Here is an 18,528-nt window from a genome sequence, read left to right on the forward strand (position 1 = left end):
CGCGTTCGTAGCCGACCCCGTGGCGGGGCCTGCCACTGACCTCCGTCACGGCCTCTCCTCACGTTCATCACCGGTTGTCCCCGATGTTACGTCCGAAGACTACGGGCGGTAGAGGCCGCCACCCGCCTCAGGGCCCCCCGGAGTGTTGCGATATCGGTCTCGTTCAGGCCGGCGTGGGCCGTCAGGCGCAGGCAGGCGCGGCCCTTGGGGACCGAGGGGGGACGGAAACAGCCGACCCGGACACCGTGGTCACGGCAGGTTTCGCGGGCCTGGAGGGCGAGATGGGGTTCACCGAGGAACACGGGGACGACGGCGGCGGCCGGGACGGCGGTCTCCAGGCCGAGACCGGCCGCGAGGTTTGACAGGGCGGCGGCGTTGGAACGGGCCCGCGCCGGCAGGTCCGGATCGGCCTCGACGACGTCCAGGGCCGCCAGGGCCGCGCCGACCGCCGCCGGGTTGAGGCCGGTGTCGAAGATGAACGAGCGTCCCGTGTCCACCAGCGTGTCGATCACCTCGGGCGCGCCCAGGACCGCCCCGCCCTGCGCGGCCAGGGACTTGGACAGCGTCAGGGTCAGGACCACGTCCGGTTCGCCGGTGAGACCGGCGGCGTGGGCCGCGCCCCGGCCCCCGGGGCCGACGACGCCCAGCGAGTGCGCCTCGTCGACCACCAGCAGGGCGCCGTGGGCGCGGGCGGCCCGGTGCAGGTCGCCCAGCGGGGCCAGGTCGCCGTCCACCGAGAACACCGCGTCGGTGACCACCAGCGCGTGCTCCTCCTCGCGTTCGGCGAGCGCCTGCTCCACGGCGGCGGCGTCCCGGTGCGGGACGATCACCACGCGGGACCGCGACAGGCGGCAGGCGTCCACGATGGAGGCATGGTTGACCTGGTCGGACACCACCAGCACGCCGGGGCCGGCCAGCCCCGCCACCGCGCCCAGGTTCGCCAGGTAGCCCGAGGAGAACGTCAGCCCCGCCGCCGCCCCGGTGAACGCCGCCAGCCGCCGGTCCAGCTCGGCGTGCAGCTCGGTGGTGCCGGTGACCAGGCGGGATCCCGTCGAACCGGTGCCCCAGTGCCGTGCCGCGCGGACCGCGCCCTCGATCAGGCGGGGGTCGCGCGACAGACCCAGGTAGTCGTTGGAGGCCAGGTCGAGCAGCCCGTCGTGGTCGGCGGTGCGGGGGTGCAGGCGGCGGCGCAGGCCCGCCTCCTCCCGGCGGAGCGCGGCGGCGCGGAAACGGGCCAGGACGTCGGTCATGCGCGCATCCTGCCAGGTGGGAGCGGTGTCGGGGATGGGGCAGGGCGACAAATGAGCGATGATGTGTTTTGTGCCTACGTTGAGCGACCTGGTGCGCGACCACACCGATCTGACCGCCGAGGACGTGGAGTGGCTGCACGCCCTGGTGTCGGACTGGCAGCTGCTGGCCGACCTGTCCTTCGCCGACCTGCTGCTGTGGGTCCCGCTGAAGGCGGACGCCGCGCCGCCCGAGGAGCCGGGGCGGCGGCCCCGGGGCGGCGACCCGCGCCCGGCCGCGCCCGACGCGGTGCCCGGCTGGGTCGCCATCGCCCAGATGCGCCCCACGACCGGCCCCACCGCCTACCCGGAGGACCTGGTCGGCAAGGTCGTGCGGACCGGGCGGCGCGGGCTGATCGACGTGGCCTGGCGGGAACGCCGCATCGTGCGCGAGGGCGACCCCGAGTGGGGGAGCGGGATACCGGTCCGCGAGGAGTCCATCCCGGTCCGGCGGGGCGCCAAGCTGGTCGGCGTCATCCAGCGCTCCACCAACCTCAGCTCCGCCCGCACGCCCAGCCGCCTGGAGCTGACCTACCTGCAGAGCGCCAGCGACCTCGCCCAGATGATCGCCGAGGGGCGGTTCCCGGTGCCGGGGGAGGAGCCCAACCTGGTGCGCTCCCCGCGCGTCGGCGACGGGCTGATCCGCCTGGAGCGCGCCGGCCGCATCACCTACGCCAGCCCCAACGCGCAGTCGGCGTTCCGGCGCCTGGGGTTCTCCGGCGACCTGGTCGGCGAGTCCCTGGGAACGGTCACCGGTGCGCTGTGCGACACCGGCGAGCCCGTGGAGGAGGCGGTCAGCGCCGTGCTCAGCGGGCGCGCGCCCCGCGAGGTCGAGGTCGAGGCCAACGGGTCGATCATGCAGTTGCGGACCATCCCGCTGGTGGTCGGCGGCACCCGGATCGGCGCGATCGTGCTGTGCCGCGACGTCACCGAGCTGCGCTGGCGCGACCGGGAGCTGATGACCAAGGACGCCACCATCCGGGAGATCCACCACCGGGTGAAGAACAACCTGCAGACCGTGGCGGCGCTGCTGCGGCTCCAGGCGCGGCGGCTGCGCATCCCCGAGGGGCGGGCGGCGCTGGACGAGGCGGTGCGGCGCGTCGGGTCCATCGCGATCGTGCACGAGACCCTGTCGCTCACCCCGGACGAGCTGATCGACTTCGACGACATCGCCGACCGGGTGATCATGATGGCGGGGGAGGTGTCCACGCCCGAGACGCGCGTGGTGCCCAAGCGCACCGGGACGTTCGGCGTGCTGTCCGCCGAGATCGCCACCCCGCTGGCGATGGCGCTGACCGAGCTGCTGCAGAACGCCCTGGAGCACGGCCTGGCCAACCACCGGGGCGGCACCCTGGAGGTCTCGGCCCGCCGCTACGGCGAGCCCGGCCCCGCGGTGAAGACGGCCGTGGACACGGCGCAGACCCCCGTGTGGGGGGAGTGGCCCGACTCCGGCGACGCCCAGGCCGCGCCGCGCGAACCGGCGGGCGAGGGGCGGCGGCTGGTCGTCACCGTCTCCGACGACGGCGTGGGCCTGCCCGACGACTTCGACGTGGAGAACAGCAACAGCCTCGGCCTGCAGATCGTCCGCACGCTGATCGTCGGGGAGCTGGGCGGCCGGCTGGACTTCCGGGCCCGGCCCGGCGGCGGCACGGAGGTGGAGGTGGACGTCCCCCTCGACCACGGGCAGCGCCCCGGACCGCCGCGCTGACGAATGGCGCCGCGGTGAGGGGGCGGAACGCGACGAACCCCCGTGGTGTCACGGGGGTTCGTTCGTCTGAGACGCCCTGGGCTCTCCGGCCGGGAGGTTCGGAGGCGGCGCCGCCGTCGAAGTGTCGCGGTCCTCGTGGAGTTGTGGTGTCGCGGTGTCGTGGTCTCGCGGTGTCGTCGTGCGGCCGCCGTCAGGCCGACACGTCGGCGTTGGCGCGGGCGCGGGCCCGGGCGGCGCGGCGCTTGAGGGCGCGGCGCTCGTCCTCGCCCATGGCGCCCCAGACGCCGGAGTCCTGGCCGGACTCCAGGGCCCAGCGCAGGCAGGCGTCGGTCACGTCGCAACGCCGGCACACCTGCTTGGCCTCTTCGATCTGCAGGAGCGCGGGCCCGGTGTTACCGATCGGGAAGAACAGCTCGGGGTCCACGTCACGGCAGGCTGCGCGGTGGCGCCAGTCCATGCGGTCCACTCCTTCGTCAGCGATGGTGGAAGTCACTTCACTTGTGAACAGATTCACACGTCGCGAACACCCCAAGATCCAAAAGGTTTGGTCAGGGGTGACGGTGTGGCGGCGCTGCGATCAGGAGGCTGACGGCACTGGGCCACCTGTCGGCTGGCGCACTTTGAGCGTGTCAGGGCCGCCTGGGCAGACGCAAGACCTTTGAGAAATGTTTCTCAAAGGTTGGGTGTCGTATGTGTCACATCAGTGGGTCGCCGCTGTTGCTTTCCTGTTAACAGGGTCCGGCGGCGGCCTCAAATGACGATCCGCACCGCCCTGGGCACCGCCCGGAACACGAAGCCCTCCTGCTCTCCCAGGTAGTCGCCGTCCAGCTGGAACGCCACCGGGCGGTCGGCGTGCAGTGTGACCTGCGCCGCATCGTGGACGTTCACCACCTGCCGCCCCTCCACCGGCCGGGTCCGCGTCGACATCATCCGCAGCAGCGCCGCCAGCGTCGGCGCCACGTCCAGCGAACGCATCCCGAACACATCCAGCCCGCGCGAGAAGTTCGCCTTCGGACTGGGATTCACCGGCAACGGCCCGAGGAAAGTCCAGGGCGCGGCATTGGACACAAAGGCGAGAAAGAGGCCTTCTTTGCTGGGCCGTCCCGGCACTTCCAACGTAAGCGCCGGATGGCGCCGGTCGGTGCCGGTGAAGAAATGCCGCAGCGCCGTGCGCACATACAGCGACGGGTCGGCCTTCGCGCCGCCCAGCCGCCGCAGCTCCACCTCGCGCACCACCTCGGCGTCCAGGCCCACGCCCGCGTTGAACGTGAAGTACCGCTCGGTCCCGTCGGCGAGCTCGGCCACCGCCAGCCCCACCGAACGGTGCCGCCCGGCCCGCAGCGCCTCCAGCACCGGGCGGGTCGCGGCGATCGGGTCGTTGGGCAGGCCCAGGGCGCGCGCGAACACGTTGGCGCTCCCGCACGGCAGCACCGCCAGCGCGGGCAGCTCCGGGTCCGCGCCCTGCGAGAGCAGGCCGTTCACCGCCTCGTTGACGGTGCCGTCGCCGCCCAGCGCGATCACCATGTCGAAGCCCTCGTCGGCGGCGCGGCGGGCCAGCTCGGTGGCGTGGCCGCGGTGCCCGGTCTCGGCGACGTCCACGTCGAGGTCGCCGGTGAAGGCCCGCAGCAGCAGTTCGCGGGCACGCCGGGAGGTGGAGGTCGCCATGGGGTTGGCGATCAGCATCGCGCGCACGGCGCAAGGGTATCCACCTCGTCCGGGGCATGAGCCCACCATGGGCCCACCGCGATCGCCCCAACACCCGGTCAGCGCCCGGCCGGCGCCCGATCGCGTCGGGTCGCGGCGGGCCCGCGCGGTGCGGGCAGTAGGGTTTCGGGTTGTGTCCAAGCGTCCCAGCACCGTTTACGCCGCCGCCGCGTTCGAGGGCCTGGAGGGCCTGGCCGCCCTCGGCTTCGGGCTGTTCGTCGGCCTGGAGACCGTCCTCGGCAAGGCCGTCGATCCGGCGACCGCCGTCGCGTTGACCGTGTTCGCGCTGGTGGGCGGGGCCGTCATGGTGGGTGTCGCCCGCGGCCTGCTGCTGGCGCGGCACTGGTCCCGCGCGCCGGTCGTCGTCACCCAGCTGTTCGCGCTGCCGGTGACGTGGAGCCTGTGGCAGAGCGGCCAGCCGGCGTACGCGATCCCGCTGGGCGTGGCCGCGATCGGCGCGCTGGTGACGGTCCTGGCGGGCCCGACGACCCGCTGGCTGGCCGAGGCCGAGCAGGACGAGGACGACGCCGAGCTCTCGGAGTGACCCCGCGACGCCGTGGAGCGCCGGCCCCTTCCGGGGTCCGGCGCTCCACGGCGTTCGTCGTCCGTCGCGTCACTCGTCGGCGGTCAGGCCGTCGCGGAGCTGGGCCAGCGTCCGCGCCAGCAGGCGGGACACGTGCATCTGGGAGATGCCCAGCTCCGCCGCGATCTGCGACTGCGTCATGTTGCCGAAGAAGCGCAGCAGCAGGATCTTCTTCTCGCGGGCCGGGAGCTTCTCCAGCAGCGGCTTGAGGGACTCGCGGTACTCCACGCCCTCCAGCGACTCGTCGATCATGCCGAGCGAGTCGGCGACCGCCGGGGCGTCCTCGTCGCCGGAGTCGGGGGCGTCCAGCGAGACGGTGGAGTAGGCGTTGGCGGACTCCAGGCCCTCCAGCACCTCCTCCTCGCTCATCTGGAGGTGCGCCGCCAGCTCGCTGACGGTGGGCGCGCGGCCCTCGCGCTGCGCGAGGTCGCTGATCGCCTTGGTCAGCGACAGCTTCAGCTCCTGGAGCCGCCGGGGGACCCGGACCGCCCAGCCCTTGTCGCGGAAGTGCCGTTTGATCTCACCGACGATCGTGGGCGTGGCGTAGGTGGAGAACTCCACGCCCCGGCCCAGGTCGAACCGGTCGATCGACTTGATCAGGCCGATGGTGGCGACCTGGATCAGGTCGTCCAGCCACTCGCCGCGGTTGCGGAACCGGCGCGCCAGGTACTCCACCAGCGGCAGGTGCAGCTCCACGAGCTGGTCGCGGATGCGCTGGCGCTCGGGGTCGCCCTCGGGCAGCTCGGCGAGCCGCTCGAACAGCGCGCGCGCCCGCGCGCGGTCCGGCACGGCGCTGCTGTTGCCGGTCACGGCCTCGGGGCGCTCGTTGCCCTCGCCCGCCAGGGATGTCGTCTTTTCCGTCACGGGGCCCCCGCAGAACCGCGGCGCTTCTGGAGCGTCACGGTGACCCGGTCGTCGGCGCCCGCGCGGGCGTCCACCTCACCGGCCAGCGACGACAGAACGGTCCAGGCGAACGTCTCGCGGCTGGGTTCCTGACCGTCGACGGTCAGCACGGACACCGCGATCCGGACGGTGTCGTCGGTCAGCTCGAACTCGCAGGTCAGGTCGGTCCCAGGGACCGCCTGCGCGAGCAGCATCGCGCACGCCTCGTCCACGGCGATGCGCAGATCCTCGATCTCGTCCAGCGTGAAGTCCAGGCGCGCCGCCAGACCCGCCGTCGCGGTCCGCAGCACGGACAGGTACGCGGAGGCGGCCGGCAGCTTCACCGTCACCACGTCGCGCTCGGACAACTTCGTACTGGCCGCCAGTGCAGCGGTTTCCTCGGTCACGTCACTCCTCGTGGGATGGTCCCGCTGTTTCGAAACTACCGCTAACGGGGCCCGGTGCGAGCGTTCGGCGCGCGTGGCTTTCCCACCGATGTCGCGCCGACTTCGGAGTTCGCCCCGCAAACCCGTACACGAAGCGAAATAAGTCACGCCGTGTGACGTGTTCAGCGTCCCGTGGCCGGTGTGACGGCGCTCTCGGCGAGTTCCCCGATGGTGTCGCCGGTGAGCCGGTACACGTCCCACTCGTCCTGCGGGCGGGCGCCGAGCGACTCGTAGAACCTGATCGACGGGGTGTTCCACTTCAGCACGGCCCACTCGACGCGGCCGTAGCCGCGCTCGTCGGCGATGCGGGCGAGCTCGGCCAGCAGCAGCCTGCCGTAGCCCCGGCCCCGCATCTCCGGGTCGACGTACAGGTCCTCCAGGTAGATGCCGTGGCGGCCGAGCCAGGTGGAGAACGTCAGGAACCAGACCGCGAAGCCCACGACCCGGCCCTCGTGCTCGGCGATCAGCGCGAAGACCTTGGGCTCGGGGCCGAACAGGGCGGCGTTCAGCTGCTCCTCGGTGGCCCGCACCTCGTGCAGGGCGCGCTCGTACTCGGCCAGGTCACGGATCAGCCGGAGGATCTCCGGAACGTCCTCGGGGGTCGCATTGCGGATCATTGCCGCAGGTTATCGCGTACCGGGAACGCGACGGGCCCGCCCGCCGGAGTGCGGCGGACGGGCCCGGTCCGCGCGTGCGCGGGTTCGCCCGGAGGTCGGGCGGAGGTCAGGCGGCGACCTTCTTGGTCTCCCAGAAGATGTCGCTGATCTCCTGGATCTTGGCGAGGAGCTCCTCGGCGACCTTCACGTCCACGCTGCCCTTGGTGCCCGCGGCACCGGCCAGCTTGGTGGCCTCGTTGAACAGCTCGTGGAGCTGCGGGTACTTCTCGAAGTGCGGCGGCTTGAAGTAGTCGGTCCACAGCACCCACAGGTGCTCCTTGACCAGGTTGGAGCGCTGCTCCTTGATCTGCAGCGCGCGGGCGCGGAAGACCGGGTCCTCGTTGGCGTGGTACTTCTCGACGATCGCCTTGACGGACTCGGCCTCGATGCGGGCCTGCGCGGGGTCGTAGACGCCGCACGGCAGGTCGCAGTGCGCGCTCACCTTGGTCGTGGGGCGCAGAAGGTTGACGAGCACCTTCGTTTCCCTTCCCTCGTAACGGATCATGCTCAGGTCTCTGACATTACTCTTGTGCGCGCGGCGGCGGCGCGTCAGGGCGCTCGGTCTTTGGGCGTAGGACCCACAGGCCACGGCCCGTGCGCCGGGTTCGCCGGACTCGCCGGTCCTTCACCGCTCGGCGGACGTTCGATCGGGGAGCGCGGGATGAAGTCGAGGGGAGCCGCCGGGCTGCTGGCGGCCGGGGGCGCGCTGGCGGCCGGAGGCGTGCTGCTGGCGCGGCGGCGGCTGCGGGCGGTCGCGGTGACGGGGGAGTCGATGCTGCCGGCGCTGCGGCCGGGGGACTGGCTGCTGGTGCGGAACGGGGCGCGCGTGTCGGCCGGGGACGTGGTGGTCGCGCGGCATCCCCTGCGGCCGGGGACGCTGGTGGTGAAGCGCGCGGCGTTCCGGTCCGGGGACGGCTGGTGGCTGGAGAGCGACAACCAGGGGGCCGCCGGGCGCCAGGACAGCTGGGACTTCGACGCGGTGCCGGACCGGCTGGTGCTGGGGCGCGTGGTGGCCCGCTACTGGCCGTCGCCCCGGGTGTTCCCCGCCGGGGACTGAACCTCGGCGGTGACCTGGTCGCTGGTGCGGCGGGCGGCGGCGACGCCGGGGCGGCCCGTCCAGTGGACGGCGCAGTGGCGGCGGGTCCGGGTGGAGGTGGCGTCGAAGAACACCCGTTCGCAGCCGTCGGCGCGGCACACCCCGAGGCGCTGGAGACCGTGGTCGCTGATCTTCACGGCCAGGCCCATCGCGGCGCGGGCGGCGAACCGGTCGGGGATCGAGCCGCCCTCGTTGAGGTGCAGGTGCCACTCGCCGTCGTGGTCGGAGATCTGCGGATGGACGGGGTGCTGGATGAGCAGCGAGTTGAGGCGGTCCATGGCCTCCTGCTCGCGTCCGGCCGCGGCGGCGACGAAGACGGCGTGCAGCTCGGCGCGGAGGCTGCGCATGACGTCCAGGTCGCGGTGGCCGATGCGGCCGCCCATGTGCGGCTTGTCCCGCAGCAGGGTCTGTAGTCCGGTCAGGTCCTGTAGCGCGTCGCCGGCGGAATCCCGCGTGTTCACGAGTTCGATCGCCAGGTCCGCGTAAGAGGCGAGGTCCACGTGCGCTCCTGACGGAGTGACCTGATGTGCGAATCGTTGAGGTGGTGATTCCCCTATGTCGAGTATTACACCTTGGGTGACGAAGGAAGCAGGCACGAGAGTCGCAGAATATGAAATATTGTGCGGCCGCGGCCGATGGTGGCCGTCAAATTGATCGTCGGACGGCCGATCGGAAACAAACTCCATGGCCGCCTCGGGGCGGCGCGGGATGACCGGAACGGTGACGGCCCGTGATCCCCCCGGGGGATCACGGGCCGTCGCGCGTCGGATGCCGGGGTCAGGCGCGGGCGACGCCCTCCCGGCGGGCCTGCGCGGCGACCGCCTCGGTCACCGCCGGGGCGACCCGCTCGTCGAACGGGTTCGGGATCACGTAGTCGGCCGACAGGTCGTCACCGACGATCGCGGCCAGCGCGTCGGCGGCCGCCAGCTTCATGCCCTCGGTGATGGTGTGCGCCCGCACGTCCAGCGCGCCGCGGAAGATGCCGGGGAACGCCAGCACGTTGTTGATCTGGTTGGGGAAGTCGCTGCGGCCGGTCGCCACGACCCTCGCGTGCCGCCGCGCCACCTCCGGGTGGACCTCCGGGGTCGGGTTGGACAGCGCGAACACGATGGCGTCCTCGCTCATCGTCGCCACGCACGACTCCCGGACGGTGCTGCCGGACAGGCCGATGAACACGTCCGCGCCGCCCAGCGCCTCCTCGGTGGAGCCCTCCAGGCGCGACCGGTTGGTGATCGTCGCGATCTCCCGCTTGATGGGGTTGAGCCCGTCCCGGCCCTCGTAGATCAGCCCCTTGCTGTCGGACAGCGCGATGTCGCCGATGCCCGCGTTGATGAGGATCTTCGACACGGCGATGCCGGACGCGCCCGCGCCCGCCACGACCGCGCGCAGCTCCGACAGGTCCTTGCCGACCAGGCGGGCGGCGTTCTTGAGCGCCGCCAGCGTCACGATCGCCGTGCCGTGCTGGTCGTCGTGGAACACCGGGATGTCCAGCGCGGCGCGCAGCCGGTCCTCGATCTCGAAGCAGCGCGGCGCGGAGATGTCCTCCAGGTTGATGCCGCCGAAGCTCGGGGCCATCCGGATGACGGTGTCGACGATCTCGTCCACGTCGGTGCAGTTCAGCGCGATCGGCACCGAGTCGACGCCCGCGAACTCCTTGAACAGCAGCGACTTGCCCTCCATGACCGGCATGGAGGCGGCCGGGCCGATGTCGCCCAGCCCGAGCACGGCGGTACCGTCGGTGACGACCGCGACGACCTTGGAGGTCCAGGTGTAGTCGTGGGCGAGCTCGGGGTTGTCGGCGATGGCGGTGCAGACCCGGGCCACGCCGGGCGTGTAGGCCAGCGAGAGGTCCTCGGCGTTGCGCACCGGGATGCTGGAACGCATCTCCAGCTTGCCGCCGCGGTGCAGCGAGAACGCCGGATCGTCGTCGAGGGACGGTTCGGTGGGAATGGGCTCAGCAGCCACAGCGACCCCTGTCAGTGAAATGGATTCGGGCGATGCCCGCCGCAAGGTGGTGCGGTCTGGTGGCCGTGCACCCGGGAGGCATCTCGCGACGTACGGGGGTCACCCGTTGTCCGATTGTGCCACACGGCCGCAGGACTTCCAGGAAACGGCAGGTGAGGATCGTCACGCGACCCGCCGCGCCGGGGCGCCGGCGGCGCCGACGCGTGACGCGGGCGGGTGGCGTCGGCGATGATCGGTAGATCATCGGTGGGCACGCGGACCGGTCCGCACTGTTGTGTGATTGTTTCGCATCCTTAATCGGATACATCCTCGTCATGCGACAGGATGTGCCCTCAACCTTCGGATCTGCCCGGATCTGACGTGAAGAAAATGGAGGGGGACCTGATGAGCACCGGTTCTCTGGGTCGTCGTGCCGTGACGGCCGCAATTGCCCTTGCGGGTGTGCTCGCGCTGGGAGCGTGCGCCGGCGGCGACGACAAGAACTCGTCGGCACAGCAGCCCAAGGTCCCCGGGGTGAAGCTGGTGACCCCCGGCAAGCTGAAGACCTGCACCAGCCTGCCCTACCCGCCGTTCCAGTTCCCCCAGGGCGGCAAGACCGTCGGCTTCGACGTGGACATGATCGACCTGGTCGCCAAGAAGCTCGGCGTCACCCAGGAGATCGTCGACGTGAAGTTCGACATCATCAAGAGCGGCGCGGCGCTCAACTCGGGCCGCTGCGACGTGGCCGCCGCCGGTATGACGATCACCGACGAGCGCAAGGCCAACCTGGACTTCTCGGTGCCCTACTTCCCCGAGACCCTCGGTCTGATGATCAAGAAGGGGGCGGGGGTCAAGTCGCTGGACGAGGTGAAGGCCAAGAACCTGCGCCTGGGCGTCCAGACCGGCACCACCAGCCTGGACGAGGCCAAGAAGAAGGGCATCCCGGCCAAGGAGTTCGACGACGCGGGCAAGCAGCTGCTGGCCATGCAGTCCGGGCAGATCGACGTCATCCTCCAGGACCTGCCGGTCGTCAACGACTGGATGAAGAAGCCCGACGTCTCCAGCAAGTACGAGCTGAGCAACCAGTTCCCGTCGGGCATGCAGTACGGCTTCGCGGTGAAGAAGGGCGGCAACCCCGAGCTGCTCAAGGTCATCGACGAGACCATCAAGACCGCGGTGTCCGACGGCACCTGGAAGAAGAGCTACGTCCAGTGGATCGGCTCGGAGCCGCAGACCACGCCGAAGTTCTGACGGGGGCCTGATCTCGATCATGGTTACCACCAGCAAGGAACCGTCCGGACCTGCCGGCGCCACCGCCGGCCGGTCCGGGCTGTCCCCCCGGCAACGGCGCCGGATCAGCATGATCACGCAGTACGTCCTGTTCGTGGTCGTGCTGGTCGTGCTGGCCTTCACCATCGACTGGCCGAAGATCCAGGAGACGTTCTTCGACTTCAAGGCGACCCGGGAGATGTACCCGGACCTGTTCACGGTCGCCCTGAAGAACACCGTCATCTACACCGTCAGCGCCTACGTGGTGGGCTTCGTGCTCGGCCTGGTCGTGGCGCTGATGCGGCTGTCGTCGGTGGCGCTGTACCGCTGGGTCGCGCTGCTGTTCGTGGAGATCTTCCGCGGACTGCCCGCGCTGCTCACCCTGCTGATCATCGGGTTCGGCCTGCCGGTCGCCCTCGGCGGGCCGGTGCCCGGCGGGACGGTCGGCGCCGTCGCGGTCGGCCTGGGCCTGGTCGCGGCGGCCTACATGGCCGAGACGTTCCGGGCGGGCATCCAGGCGGTGCCGCGCGGCCAGATGGAGGCGGCCCGCTCGCTGGGCATGTCCTACCCCCGCGCGATGTTCTCGATCGTCATCCCGCAGGGGCTGCGGATCATCATCCCGCCGCTGACCAACGAACTGGTGCTGCTGTTCAAGGACTCGTCCCTGGTGTCGGCGCTCGGCATCGCGGCGGCCGGCGTCGAGCTGACCAAGATGGGCTCGGACTTCGCCATCAACACGGCGGACGCGACGCCGTTCGTGGTGGCGGGCGCGTCCTATCTGATCATCACGGTGCCGCTGGGCATCGTGGTGCGGCGGCTCGAAGCGCGACAGGCGAAGGCACGGTGACCCGATGACCCACATGGTGGAGATCCGCGACCTGCACAAGTCGTTCGGATCCCTGGAGGTGCTGAAGGGGATCGACTTCACGGTCGACCGCGGCCAGGTCATCTGCGTCATCGGGCCGTCCGGCTCGGGCAAGTCGACGCTGCTGCGCTGCGTGAACCTGCTGGAGACCCCGACCAAGGGGAAGGTGTTCGTCGAGGGCCTGGAGCTGACCCACCCCGACGTGGACATCGACGCCGCGCGCCGCCGCGTCGGCATGGTGTTCCAGCAGTTCAACCTGTTCCCGCACCTGACGGTGCTGGACAACATCACCATCGCGCAGCGCCGCGTGCTGAAGCGCGGCAAGGCCGAGGCCGTCCGGGTCGCCGAGGAGAACCTGGCGAAGGTCGGCCTGGAGGGCAAGGGCAGGAGCTACCCGGCGCAGCTGTCGGGCGGCCAGCAGCAGCGCGTCGCCATCGCCCGCGCCCTGGCGATGGACCCCGACCTGATGCTGTTCGACGAGCCCACCTCGGCGCTCGACCCCGAGCTGGTCGGGGACGTGCTGGCGGTCATGCGGCAGCTCGCCGACGAGGGCATGACCATGATCGTGGTCACGCACGAGATGGCGTTCGCCCGCGACGTGGCCGACCGCGTGGTGTTCATGGACGGCGGCGTGATCGTCGAGGAGGGCTCGCCGGACCGCGTGATCGGCGCGCCGGAGCACCCGCGCACGCAGACGTTCCTGCGCCGCGTGCTGGACCCGACCCACGCGGAGCCGGACGGGCTGGGCGCCGGGCACCCGCGCCGGGGCCTCACCGACGAGGAGTCCCCGGAGGTGGTCAAGGGCCCGAGCCGCCACGGCGGCGAGGGCGCCGGCGCCGGAGGCGTCGGAGCGCTCTAGCCCACGCGTCGGCGGCCCCCGCCTCCCCTCCGGGAGGCGGGGGCCGTTCGCGTTTCCGGTAACCGGGTGCTGATCCGGTGGGGGGCGGCCGACTAGGGTCGGGGCATGTTCGCTGTCACGGCTACGAGTTTCGACGCAGACAATCCGCTCAACGGGCTGACGGCGGGGGAGCGGCCCGATCCGCGGGCCCCCGACGGGTGGGCGACCGTCACGGTGCGGGCCGCCGCGCTCAACCACCACGACCTGTGGTCGCTGCGGGGCGTGGGGCTGCGCGAGGAGCAGCTCCCGATGATCCTCGGGTGCGACGCGGCCGGGGTGGACGAGGACGGCAACGAGGTCATCGTGCACGCCGTCATCGGCGACCCGGACCGGGGCGACGGGGACGAGACGCTGGACCCCAAGCGGACGCTGCTGTCGGAGAGGCACGACGGGACGTTCGCCGAGAAGGTCGTGGTGCCGCGCCGCAACCTCGTGCCCAAGCCCGAGGGGCTGTCGTTCGAGGAGGCGGCCTGCCTGCCGACGGCGTGGCTGACCGCCTACCGGATGCTGTTCGAGAAGGCGGAGCTGCGGCCGGGCGGGTCGGTGCTGGTGCAGGGCGCGGGCGGGGGCGTGTCGAGCGCCGCCATCGCGCTGGGGGCGGCGGCCGGGTTCCGGGTGTTCGCGACCAGCCGGAGCGAGGCCAAGCGCAAGCGGGCCCTGGAGCTGGGGGCCGACGCGGTGTTCGAGCCGGGGGCGCGGCTGCCCGAACGCGTCGACGCCGTCATCGAGACCGTGGGCGAGGCGACCTGGTCGCACTCGCTGAAGTCGCTGCGGCCCGGCGGGCGGATCGTGGTGTCGGGGGCGACCAGCGGGCAGGTGCCGCCGGCCGAGCTGAACCGCGTGTTCTTCCTCCAGCTGTCGGTCGTCGGCTCGACGATGGGCACCCGGGCGCAGCTCGAACGGCTGGCGAGGTTCCTGGTCAAGACGGGTGTGCGCCCGCACATCGACCGGGTGCTGCCGCTGTCGCGGGCGGGCGAGGGCTTCGCGGCGATGCACGGGGGCGACCTCTTCGGGAAGATCGTCTTCACTCCCTGAGCGCTCCTCCCGGACGGTCATAGCCATCGGTTATCGCGACGTGTCTTGGACGGGGCGGGACGTGCGGCGGCAGAGTCGGACGCGTTCCCCCCGACCATGACGCGAGGAGTTCCCCGATGAGCAAGGTATGGCTGGTCACCGGTGCCACCAGCGGTTTCGGACGTGCGATCGCCGAGGCCGCCGTGGCCGCCGGGGACGTGGTGGTCGCCGCCGCGCGCCGTCCGGCCGCCCTGGACGACCTGGTGGCCGCGCACCCCGGCCGGGTGGAGGCGGTGGAGCTGGACGTCACCGACGCCGCCGCGGTCGACGCGGCCGTGGCGGGCGTCGTGGACCGGCACGGGCGCGTCGACGTGCTGGTCAACAACGCGGGCCGCAGCCACGTCGGCGCGCTGGAGGAGACCACCGACGCGGAGCTGCGGGCGCTGTTCGAGGTGCACGTGTTCGGCCCGGCCGCGCTGACCCGCGCCGTCCTGCCGCACATGCGCCGCCAAGGGGGCGGCGCGATCGTGCAGATGAGCAGCATGGGCGGGCAGATGTCGTTCGCGGGCTTCGGGGCCTACAGCGCCACCAAGTTCGCGCTGGAGGGCCTGTCGGAGGCGCTGGCCGACGAGGTGCGGCCGTTCGGGATCAAGGTGCTGGTGGTGGAGCCGGGGGCGTTCCGGACCTCGCTGTTCGCCAACGTCGGCCTCAGCGCGCCGAGCGACGCCTACGCCGACACGGTCGGCCCGACCCGGCGGATGGTCGAGACGGGCGACGGCGCGCAGCCCGGCGACCCCGCCAAGGCCGCCGCCGCCATCCTGGCGGCCCTGGAGGCGGAGGAGACCCCGCTGCGGCTGCCGCTCGGCGACGACGCGGTGGACGCGGTCCTCGGGCACCTCGACGCGGTCCGCGCCGAGGTCACCGCCTGGGAGAAGGTCGCCCGCGACACCCGGTTCAGCGACTGAGCGCGCGCAGCGTCCCGGCGAACCCCTCCCGGGTCCGTTCCCGGAAGCCGACGAAGAACCGGTTGGCCAGGGGAACGGCCCAGCGGCCCCGTGGGGCGACGTTGAGCACGCGGTGGGTGATCCGCGTGCCGTCGCCCTCCGGGGCGAGGCGGTACTCGCCCCGGTACCACCATCCGCCCTGGACGGCGACCAGGTCGTCCCGCTCCTCGACCTTCAGGTAACCGTCGGAGAACATCGCGACCAGCGCCCGCCGGACCTCGGCGGGCGCGCGGTCCACGTGGCCCGTCTCCTCCGCCAGCGGCGTCGCGCTCATCGCCGCCCTCCCGGAACGGTGCCGGGCGCGGCCCGGAAGCCGACCGCCTCCAGCAACGGCCTGCGCTTGGTGTTGTGGAACGCGGCGATGCGCCACCGCCCGTCGCCCTCCCGGACCAGCGTGGTGGTCTGCACCTTGTCGAGCTTGCGCGGGGCCCTGCCCTTGTAGGTGTCGCCGCGCCCCGTGACCACCGCGACGTCGGGGGTGAGGAAGCGGACGTCCACGATCTCCCCGGCGAGCCGGGTCCCCTTGAGGAACCTCCCGAAGAGCGCGCGGTGGCTCTCCACGATGTCGCGGCGCCCCCGGTACTGGGTGCCGACGTACGTCGTGTAGGTGGCGTCCTCGGTGAACAGCTCCCCGTAGGCGTCGGCGTCGCCGCGTTCCCAGGCGTCGTCGAGGGCGTCCAGAACGGCGGTGACCTCGGTGGGGTCGTGCGTGACCGGCATGGCATGCTCCTGTTCGTTAGACTGGAACAGCTTCTGCATTGAAACAGTATCTGCACACATGCAGATATTCAAGGAGTGTCATGACGCAGCGGCCTTCGGGCGAACGGCACGAGATCTTCCGCGACTACCTCGACGCGGTGGGGCTGCACGCCCTGGCCGGGGCGGAGGCGGCCGGGCTCCAGGCGTCCGAGTGGTACGCGATGAGCCAGATCTCCCTGGCCGGGAGCCTGACCCCGGGCGAGCTGTCCGCGCGCACCGGCCTGACCACGGGCGCGACCACCCGGCTGATCGACCGGCTGGAGCGGGCGGGCCGCGTGCGGCGCGTCGCCGATCCGGGCGACCGCCGCCGGGTCGTCGTCGAACCGGCGCCGGACGCGCCCGACGTCGACATCGACGCCATCGTGGGACCGGCGCGCCGCCGCGTCGGCGAGGTGCTGGAGCGGTACACGCCCGAGCAGCGGGAGGTGCTGTTCGACTACTTCCGCCGCGCCGCCCCGGCGTTCCGCGAGGCCACCGAGGAGATCCGCGCCGCGCTCAGGGACCGGAAGCGGCGCTAGGGGCGGCGAGCGGATCGGCCGGCGGCGGCTGCTCGCCGGTCGGGGAGACCGGGAACCACAGCACGAACGTGCTGCCGACGTCCTCCTCCGAGTGCAGCCGCACCTGGCCGCCGTGCGACTCGGCGATGTGCCGGACGATCGCCAGGCCGAGGCCGGTGCGGCGTTCGCCGGGGCGGTGCCGGTCGCCGCGCCAGAACCGGTCGAACACGCGCTTCCGGTCGTCCGCGCGGATGCCGGGGCCGGTGTCCTTGACCGCCAGCCACAGCCAGCCGTCGCGGCGGCCCGCGCCGACGGTGACGGCGGAGGCGGGCGGGGCCAGGCGGACCGCGTTGGACAGCAGGTTGCCGACGGCGCGGCGCAGCGCGTCATGGTCGCCGATCACCGTCAGGCCGGGGGTGGCGCGCAGCACCAGGGTCTGGTCGCGTTCGGCGGCCAGGGGCTCGTGCTCCTCCACGGCCTCCCGCGCGACGGCCGCCAGGTCCACGTCGGCGTCGTCGAGGGCGGGCGCGGACCGGCGGGCGGTGGCCAGCAGGTCCTCCACCAGCCGGGTCATGCGGGTGGTGGCGCGGTCGACGACCTGCACGGCGCGGTCGTGGTCGGCGGGGTCGGTGCCGGGCGCGGTCAGCACGGCGTCCAGGTTCGCCCGGATGATCGCCAGGGGGCTGCGCAGCTCGTGCGAGGCGTCGTCGATGAGGCGGCGCTGCGCCTCGAACGCCGCGTCCAGCCGGTCCAGCATCGAGTCGACCGTGTCGGCCAGCGACCGCAGCTCGTCCTTGGGCCCGGCCAGCCGGATGCGCCGCGACAGGTCGGTCGCCTGGATCTCCTCGGCGGCGGCGGTGATCGCGGCGACGGGCCGCAGCGCGCGGCCCGACAGCACCCAGCCGATGCCGAGGCTCGCCACGAACAGCCCGCCCAGCACCCCCAGCGAGTAGTCCCGCAGCGTCCGCTGCGTCTCGTAGTGGATGGCGGAGGCGACCTCGCTCTCCTTCACCACCTCCACCACCTGCCCGGTGGACAGCTTGCTGCCGTCGGCGGTGACGCGGACCTTCTCGGCGTTGAACGTCTTGCTGATCGGGCGCGCGTCGGTGTTGGCGGCGATCACCCAGTAGACGCCGCCGAGCACCAGCGCCGTCAGCACGAACAGCAGCGTCGAGTACATGACGGTCAGCCGGAAGCGGATCGTCTGGGTGAACGCCGGCGGCCTCACGCGGGCACCTCCCGCAGCCGGTACCCGCGCCGCACCAGCGTCTCGATCAGCGGCGGGTCGTCGTCGCCGAGCTTGCGGCGCAGCGTGCCGACCGTGACCCGCACGGTGTTGGTGAACGGGTCGGCGTTCTCGTCCCACACGTGCTCCAGCAGCTCCTCGCTGGAGACGACCTCGCCGGGGCGGCTCATCAGGTAGCGCAGCACCGCGAACTCCTTGGGCGTCAGGCGCAGCGTCCGGTCGCCCCGGAACGCCTCCTGCCGGGAGGTGTCCAGCCGCAGCGCCCCCACCGTCAGCACGGCCGTCCCGCCGCCGCTGTCGCGGCGCAGCAGCGCCCGCACGCGGGCCAGCAGCTCGGGGAACGCGAACGGCTTCACCAGGTAGTCGTCGGCGCCCTGGTCCAGGCCCTGCACCCGGTCGGCGAGCCGGTCGCGGGCGGTGAGCATCAGGACGCGCAGGTCCGCCCCGGTCTCCCCGGCCACCTCCCCGGCGCGGATCGACCGGCAGAACTCCATGCCGTCGCCGTCGGGCAGGTTCAGGTCCAGGATCATCAGGTCGTAGGCGGCGGCGTACAGCTTCTCGGTGCCGGTCGCCACGTCCAGCGCGACGTCCACCGCGTAACCGGCCCGCACCAGGCCGAACCGCAACGCCTCGACCAGGTCTTCCTCGTCCTCGACGAGCAGTACCCGCAT

Annotated in this window: 22 protein-coding genes; 9 read left to right on the forward strand and 13 right to left on the reverse strand. The window is 72.1% G+C overall.

Going from position 1 to position 18,528, the window contains the following annotated elements:
- Window positions 1-86: 86 nt before the first annotated feature.
- Window positions 87-1,250, reverse strand: coding sequence for an 8-amino-7-oxononanoate synthase (locus HNR61_RS02690; protein ID WP_182841489.1), 1,164 nt, complete (start codon window positions 1,248-1,250; stop codon window positions 87-89).
- A gap of 70 nt (window positions 1,251-1,320) precedes the next feature.
- Here HNR61_RS02690 and HNR61_RS02695 point away from each other — a divergent pair, with 70 nt between their 5' ends.
- On the forward strand, window positions 1,321-2,994 hold the full coding sequence (locus tag HNR61_RS02695; protein WP_182841490.1) for a GAF domain-containing sensor histidine kinase: 1,674 nt from the start codon (window positions 1,321-1,323) through the stop codon (window positions 2,992-2,994).
- A gap of 190 nt (window positions 2,995-3,184) precedes the next feature.
- On the opposite strand, the gene HNR61_RS02700 is transcribed toward HNR61_RS02695, so the two are convergent.
- Window positions 3,185-3,451: a WhiB family transcriptional regulator gene (locus HNR61_RS02700; RefSeq protein WP_067819381.1), complete on the reverse strand. Its 267-nt coding sequence runs from the start codon at window positions 3,449-3,451 to the stop codon at window positions 3,185-3,187.
- Between the two features lie 293 nt (window positions 3,452-3,744).
- Window positions 3,745-4,677: a diacylglycerol/lipid kinase family protein gene (locus HNR61_RS02705; protein WP_246442148.1), complete on the reverse strand. Its 933-nt coding sequence runs from the start codon at window positions 4,675-4,677 to the stop codon at window positions 3,745-3,747.
- A gap of 154 nt (window positions 4,678-4,831) precedes the next feature.
- On the opposite strand from HNR61_RS02705, the gene HNR61_RS02710 reads away from it, so the two are divergent.
- Complete coding sequence (locus HNR61_RS02710) at window positions 4,832-5,242, forward strand: hypothetical protein (protein ID WP_182841492.1); 411 nt, start codon at window positions 4,832-4,834, stop codon at window positions 5,240-5,242.
- Window positions 5,243-5,311: 69 nt separating this feature from the next.
- On the opposite strand, the gene HNR61_RS02715 is transcribed toward HNR61_RS02710, so the two are convergent.
- The 4 genes from HNR61_RS02715 to sodN all read right to left on the reverse strand — a co-directional run bounded on the left by HNR61_RS02715 (window position 5,312) and on the right by sodN (window position 7,740).
- Window positions 5,312-6,070 (reverse strand): RNA polymerase sigma factor SigF, encoded by a 759-nt coding sequence (locus tag HNR61_RS02715; protein WP_182842244.1) that lies wholly within the window; start codon window positions 6,068-6,070, stop codon window positions 5,312-5,314.
- A 71-nt stretch (window positions 6,071-6,141) separates the two neighbouring features.
- Window positions 6,142-6,570 carry an ATP-binding protein gene (locus HNR61_RS02720; protein WP_067819373.1) on the reverse strand — a complete coding sequence of 143 codons (429 nt, stop codon included), beginning with the start codon at window positions 6,568-6,570 and terminating at the stop codon, window positions 6,142-6,144.
- 161 nt (window positions 6,571-6,731) lie between these two features.
- Window positions 6,732-7,226 carry a GNAT family N-acetyltransferase gene (locus tag HNR61_RS02725; RefSeq protein ID WP_182841493.1) on the reverse strand — a complete coding sequence of 165 codons (495 nt, stop codon included), beginning with the start codon at window positions 7,224-7,226 and terminating at the stop codon, window positions 6,732-6,734.
- 106 nt (window positions 7,227-7,332) lie between these two features.
- Complete coding sequence (gene sodN / locus HNR61_RS02730; protein ID WP_376770245.1) at window positions 7,333-7,740, reverse strand: superoxide dismutase, Ni; 408 nt, start codon at window positions 7,738-7,740, stop codon at window positions 7,333-7,335.
- 186 nt (window positions 7,741-7,926) lie between these two features.
- Between sodN and sodX the strand changes: the two genes are divergently transcribed.
- Window positions 7,927-8,322 (forward strand): nickel-type superoxide dismutase maturation protease, encoded by a 396-nt coding sequence (gene sodX / locus HNR61_RS02735; RefSeq protein ID WP_220508868.1) that lies wholly within the window; start codon window positions 7,927-7,929, stop codon window positions 8,320-8,322.
- Here sodX and HNR61_RS02740 read toward each other — a convergent pair.
- Window positions 8,283-8,861: a CGNR zinc finger domain-containing protein gene (locus HNR61_RS02740; RefSeq protein ID WP_182841495.1), complete on the reverse strand. Its 579-nt coding sequence runs from the start codon at window positions 8,859-8,861 to the stop codon at window positions 8,283-8,285. The genes sodX and HNR61_RS02740 overlap by 40 nt on opposite strands.
- A 277-nt stretch (window positions 8,862-9,138) precedes the next feature.
- Window positions 9,139-10,326 (reverse strand): NAD(P)-dependent malic enzyme, encoded by a 1,188-nt coding sequence (locus HNR61_RS02745; RefSeq protein ID WP_312897735.1) that lies wholly within the window; start codon window positions 10,324-10,326, stop codon window positions 9,139-9,141.
- Window positions 10,327-10,767: 441 nt separating this feature from the next.
- On the opposite strand from HNR61_RS02745, the gene HNR61_RS02750 reads away from it, so the two are divergent.
- The 5 genes from HNR61_RS02750 to HNR61_RS02770 all read left to right on the forward strand — a co-directional run bounded on the left by HNR61_RS02750 (window position 10,768) and on the right by HNR61_RS02770 (window position 15,316).
- Window positions 10,768-11,556, forward strand: coding sequence for an ABC transporter substrate-binding protein (locus HNR61_RS02750; protein WP_245681696.1), 789 nt, complete (start codon window positions 10,768-10,770; stop codon window positions 11,554-11,556).
- A 109-nt stretch (window positions 11,557-11,665) separates the two neighbouring features.
- Window positions 11,666-12,421 (forward strand): amino acid ABC transporter permease, encoded by a 756-nt coding sequence (locus HNR61_RS02755; RefSeq protein ID WP_245681695.1) that lies wholly within the window; start codon window positions 11,666-11,668, stop codon window positions 12,419-12,421.
- 4 nt (window positions 12,422-12,425) lie between these two features.
- Complete coding sequence (locus tag HNR61_RS02760) at window positions 12,426-13,298, forward strand: amino acid ABC transporter ATP-binding protein (RefSeq protein ID WP_425544496.1); 873 nt, start codon at window positions 12,426-12,428, stop codon at window positions 13,296-13,298.
- 105 nt (window positions 13,299-13,403) lie between these two features.
- The gene (locus tag HNR61_RS02765) at window positions 13,404-14,372 is read left to right on the forward strand and encodes a zinc-binding dehydrogenase (RefSeq protein WP_182841496.1); all 969 of its coding nucleotides are present in this window, start codon (window positions 13,404-13,406) and stop codon (window positions 14,370-14,372) included.
- Window positions 14,373-14,488: 116 nt separating this feature from the next.
- Window positions 14,489-15,316 carry an oxidoreductase gene (locus HNR61_RS02770; protein ID WP_182841497.1) on the forward strand — a complete coding sequence of 276 codons (828 nt, stop codon included), beginning with the start codon at window positions 14,489-14,491 and terminating at the stop codon, window positions 15,314-15,316.
- Here the strand turns inward: HNR61_RS02770 and HNR61_RS02775 are convergent.
- Window positions 15,306-15,629 (reverse strand): hypothetical protein, encoded by a 324-nt coding sequence (locus HNR61_RS02775; protein WP_182841498.1) that lies wholly within the window; start codon window positions 15,627-15,629, stop codon window positions 15,306-15,308. The genes HNR61_RS02770 and HNR61_RS02775 overlap by 11 nt on opposite strands.
- Entirely contained in the window at window positions 15,626-16,075 is a 450-nt protein-coding gene (locus tag HNR61_RS02780) for an SgcJ/EcaC family oxidoreductase (protein WP_182841499.1), read from the reverse strand. The genes HNR61_RS02775 and HNR61_RS02780 overlap by 4 nt, the downstream gene beginning before the upstream one ends.
- A gap of 80 nt (window positions 16,076-16,155) precedes the next feature.
- Here HNR61_RS02780 and HNR61_RS02785 point away from each other — a divergent pair, with 80 nt between their 5' ends.
- The gene (locus HNR61_RS02785) at window positions 16,156-16,632 is read left to right on the forward strand and encodes a MarR family winged helix-turn-helix transcriptional regulator (protein WP_182841500.1); all 477 of its coding nucleotides are present in this window, start codon (window positions 16,156-16,158) and stop codon (window positions 16,630-16,632) included.
- Here the strand turns inward: HNR61_RS02785 and HNR61_RS02790 are convergent.
- Together HNR61_RS02790 and HNR61_RS02795 are read right to left on the reverse strand one after the other, a co-directional pair.
- A complete protein-coding gene (locus HNR61_RS02790) occupies window positions 16,610-17,839 on the reverse strand; it encodes a sensor histidine kinase (RefSeq protein ID WP_220508870.1) in 1,230 nt (409 codons plus the stop codon). The two genes, HNR61_RS02785 and HNR61_RS02790, sit on opposite strands and share 23 nt — an antisense overlap.
- On the reverse strand, window positions 17,836-18,528 hold the full coding sequence (locus HNR61_RS02795) for a response regulator transcription factor (RefSeq protein WP_182841501.1): 693 nt from the start codon (window positions 18,526-18,528) through the stop codon (window positions 17,836-17,838). The genes HNR61_RS02790 and HNR61_RS02795 overlap by 4 nt, the downstream gene beginning before the upstream one ends.

It is taken from the genome of Actinomadura kijaniata (assembly GCF_014138665.1).
In the GTDB taxonomy this organism is placed as follows: domain Bacteria; phylum Actinomycetota; class Actinomycetes; order Streptosporangiales; family Streptosporangiaceae; genus Spirillospora; species Spirillospora kijaniata.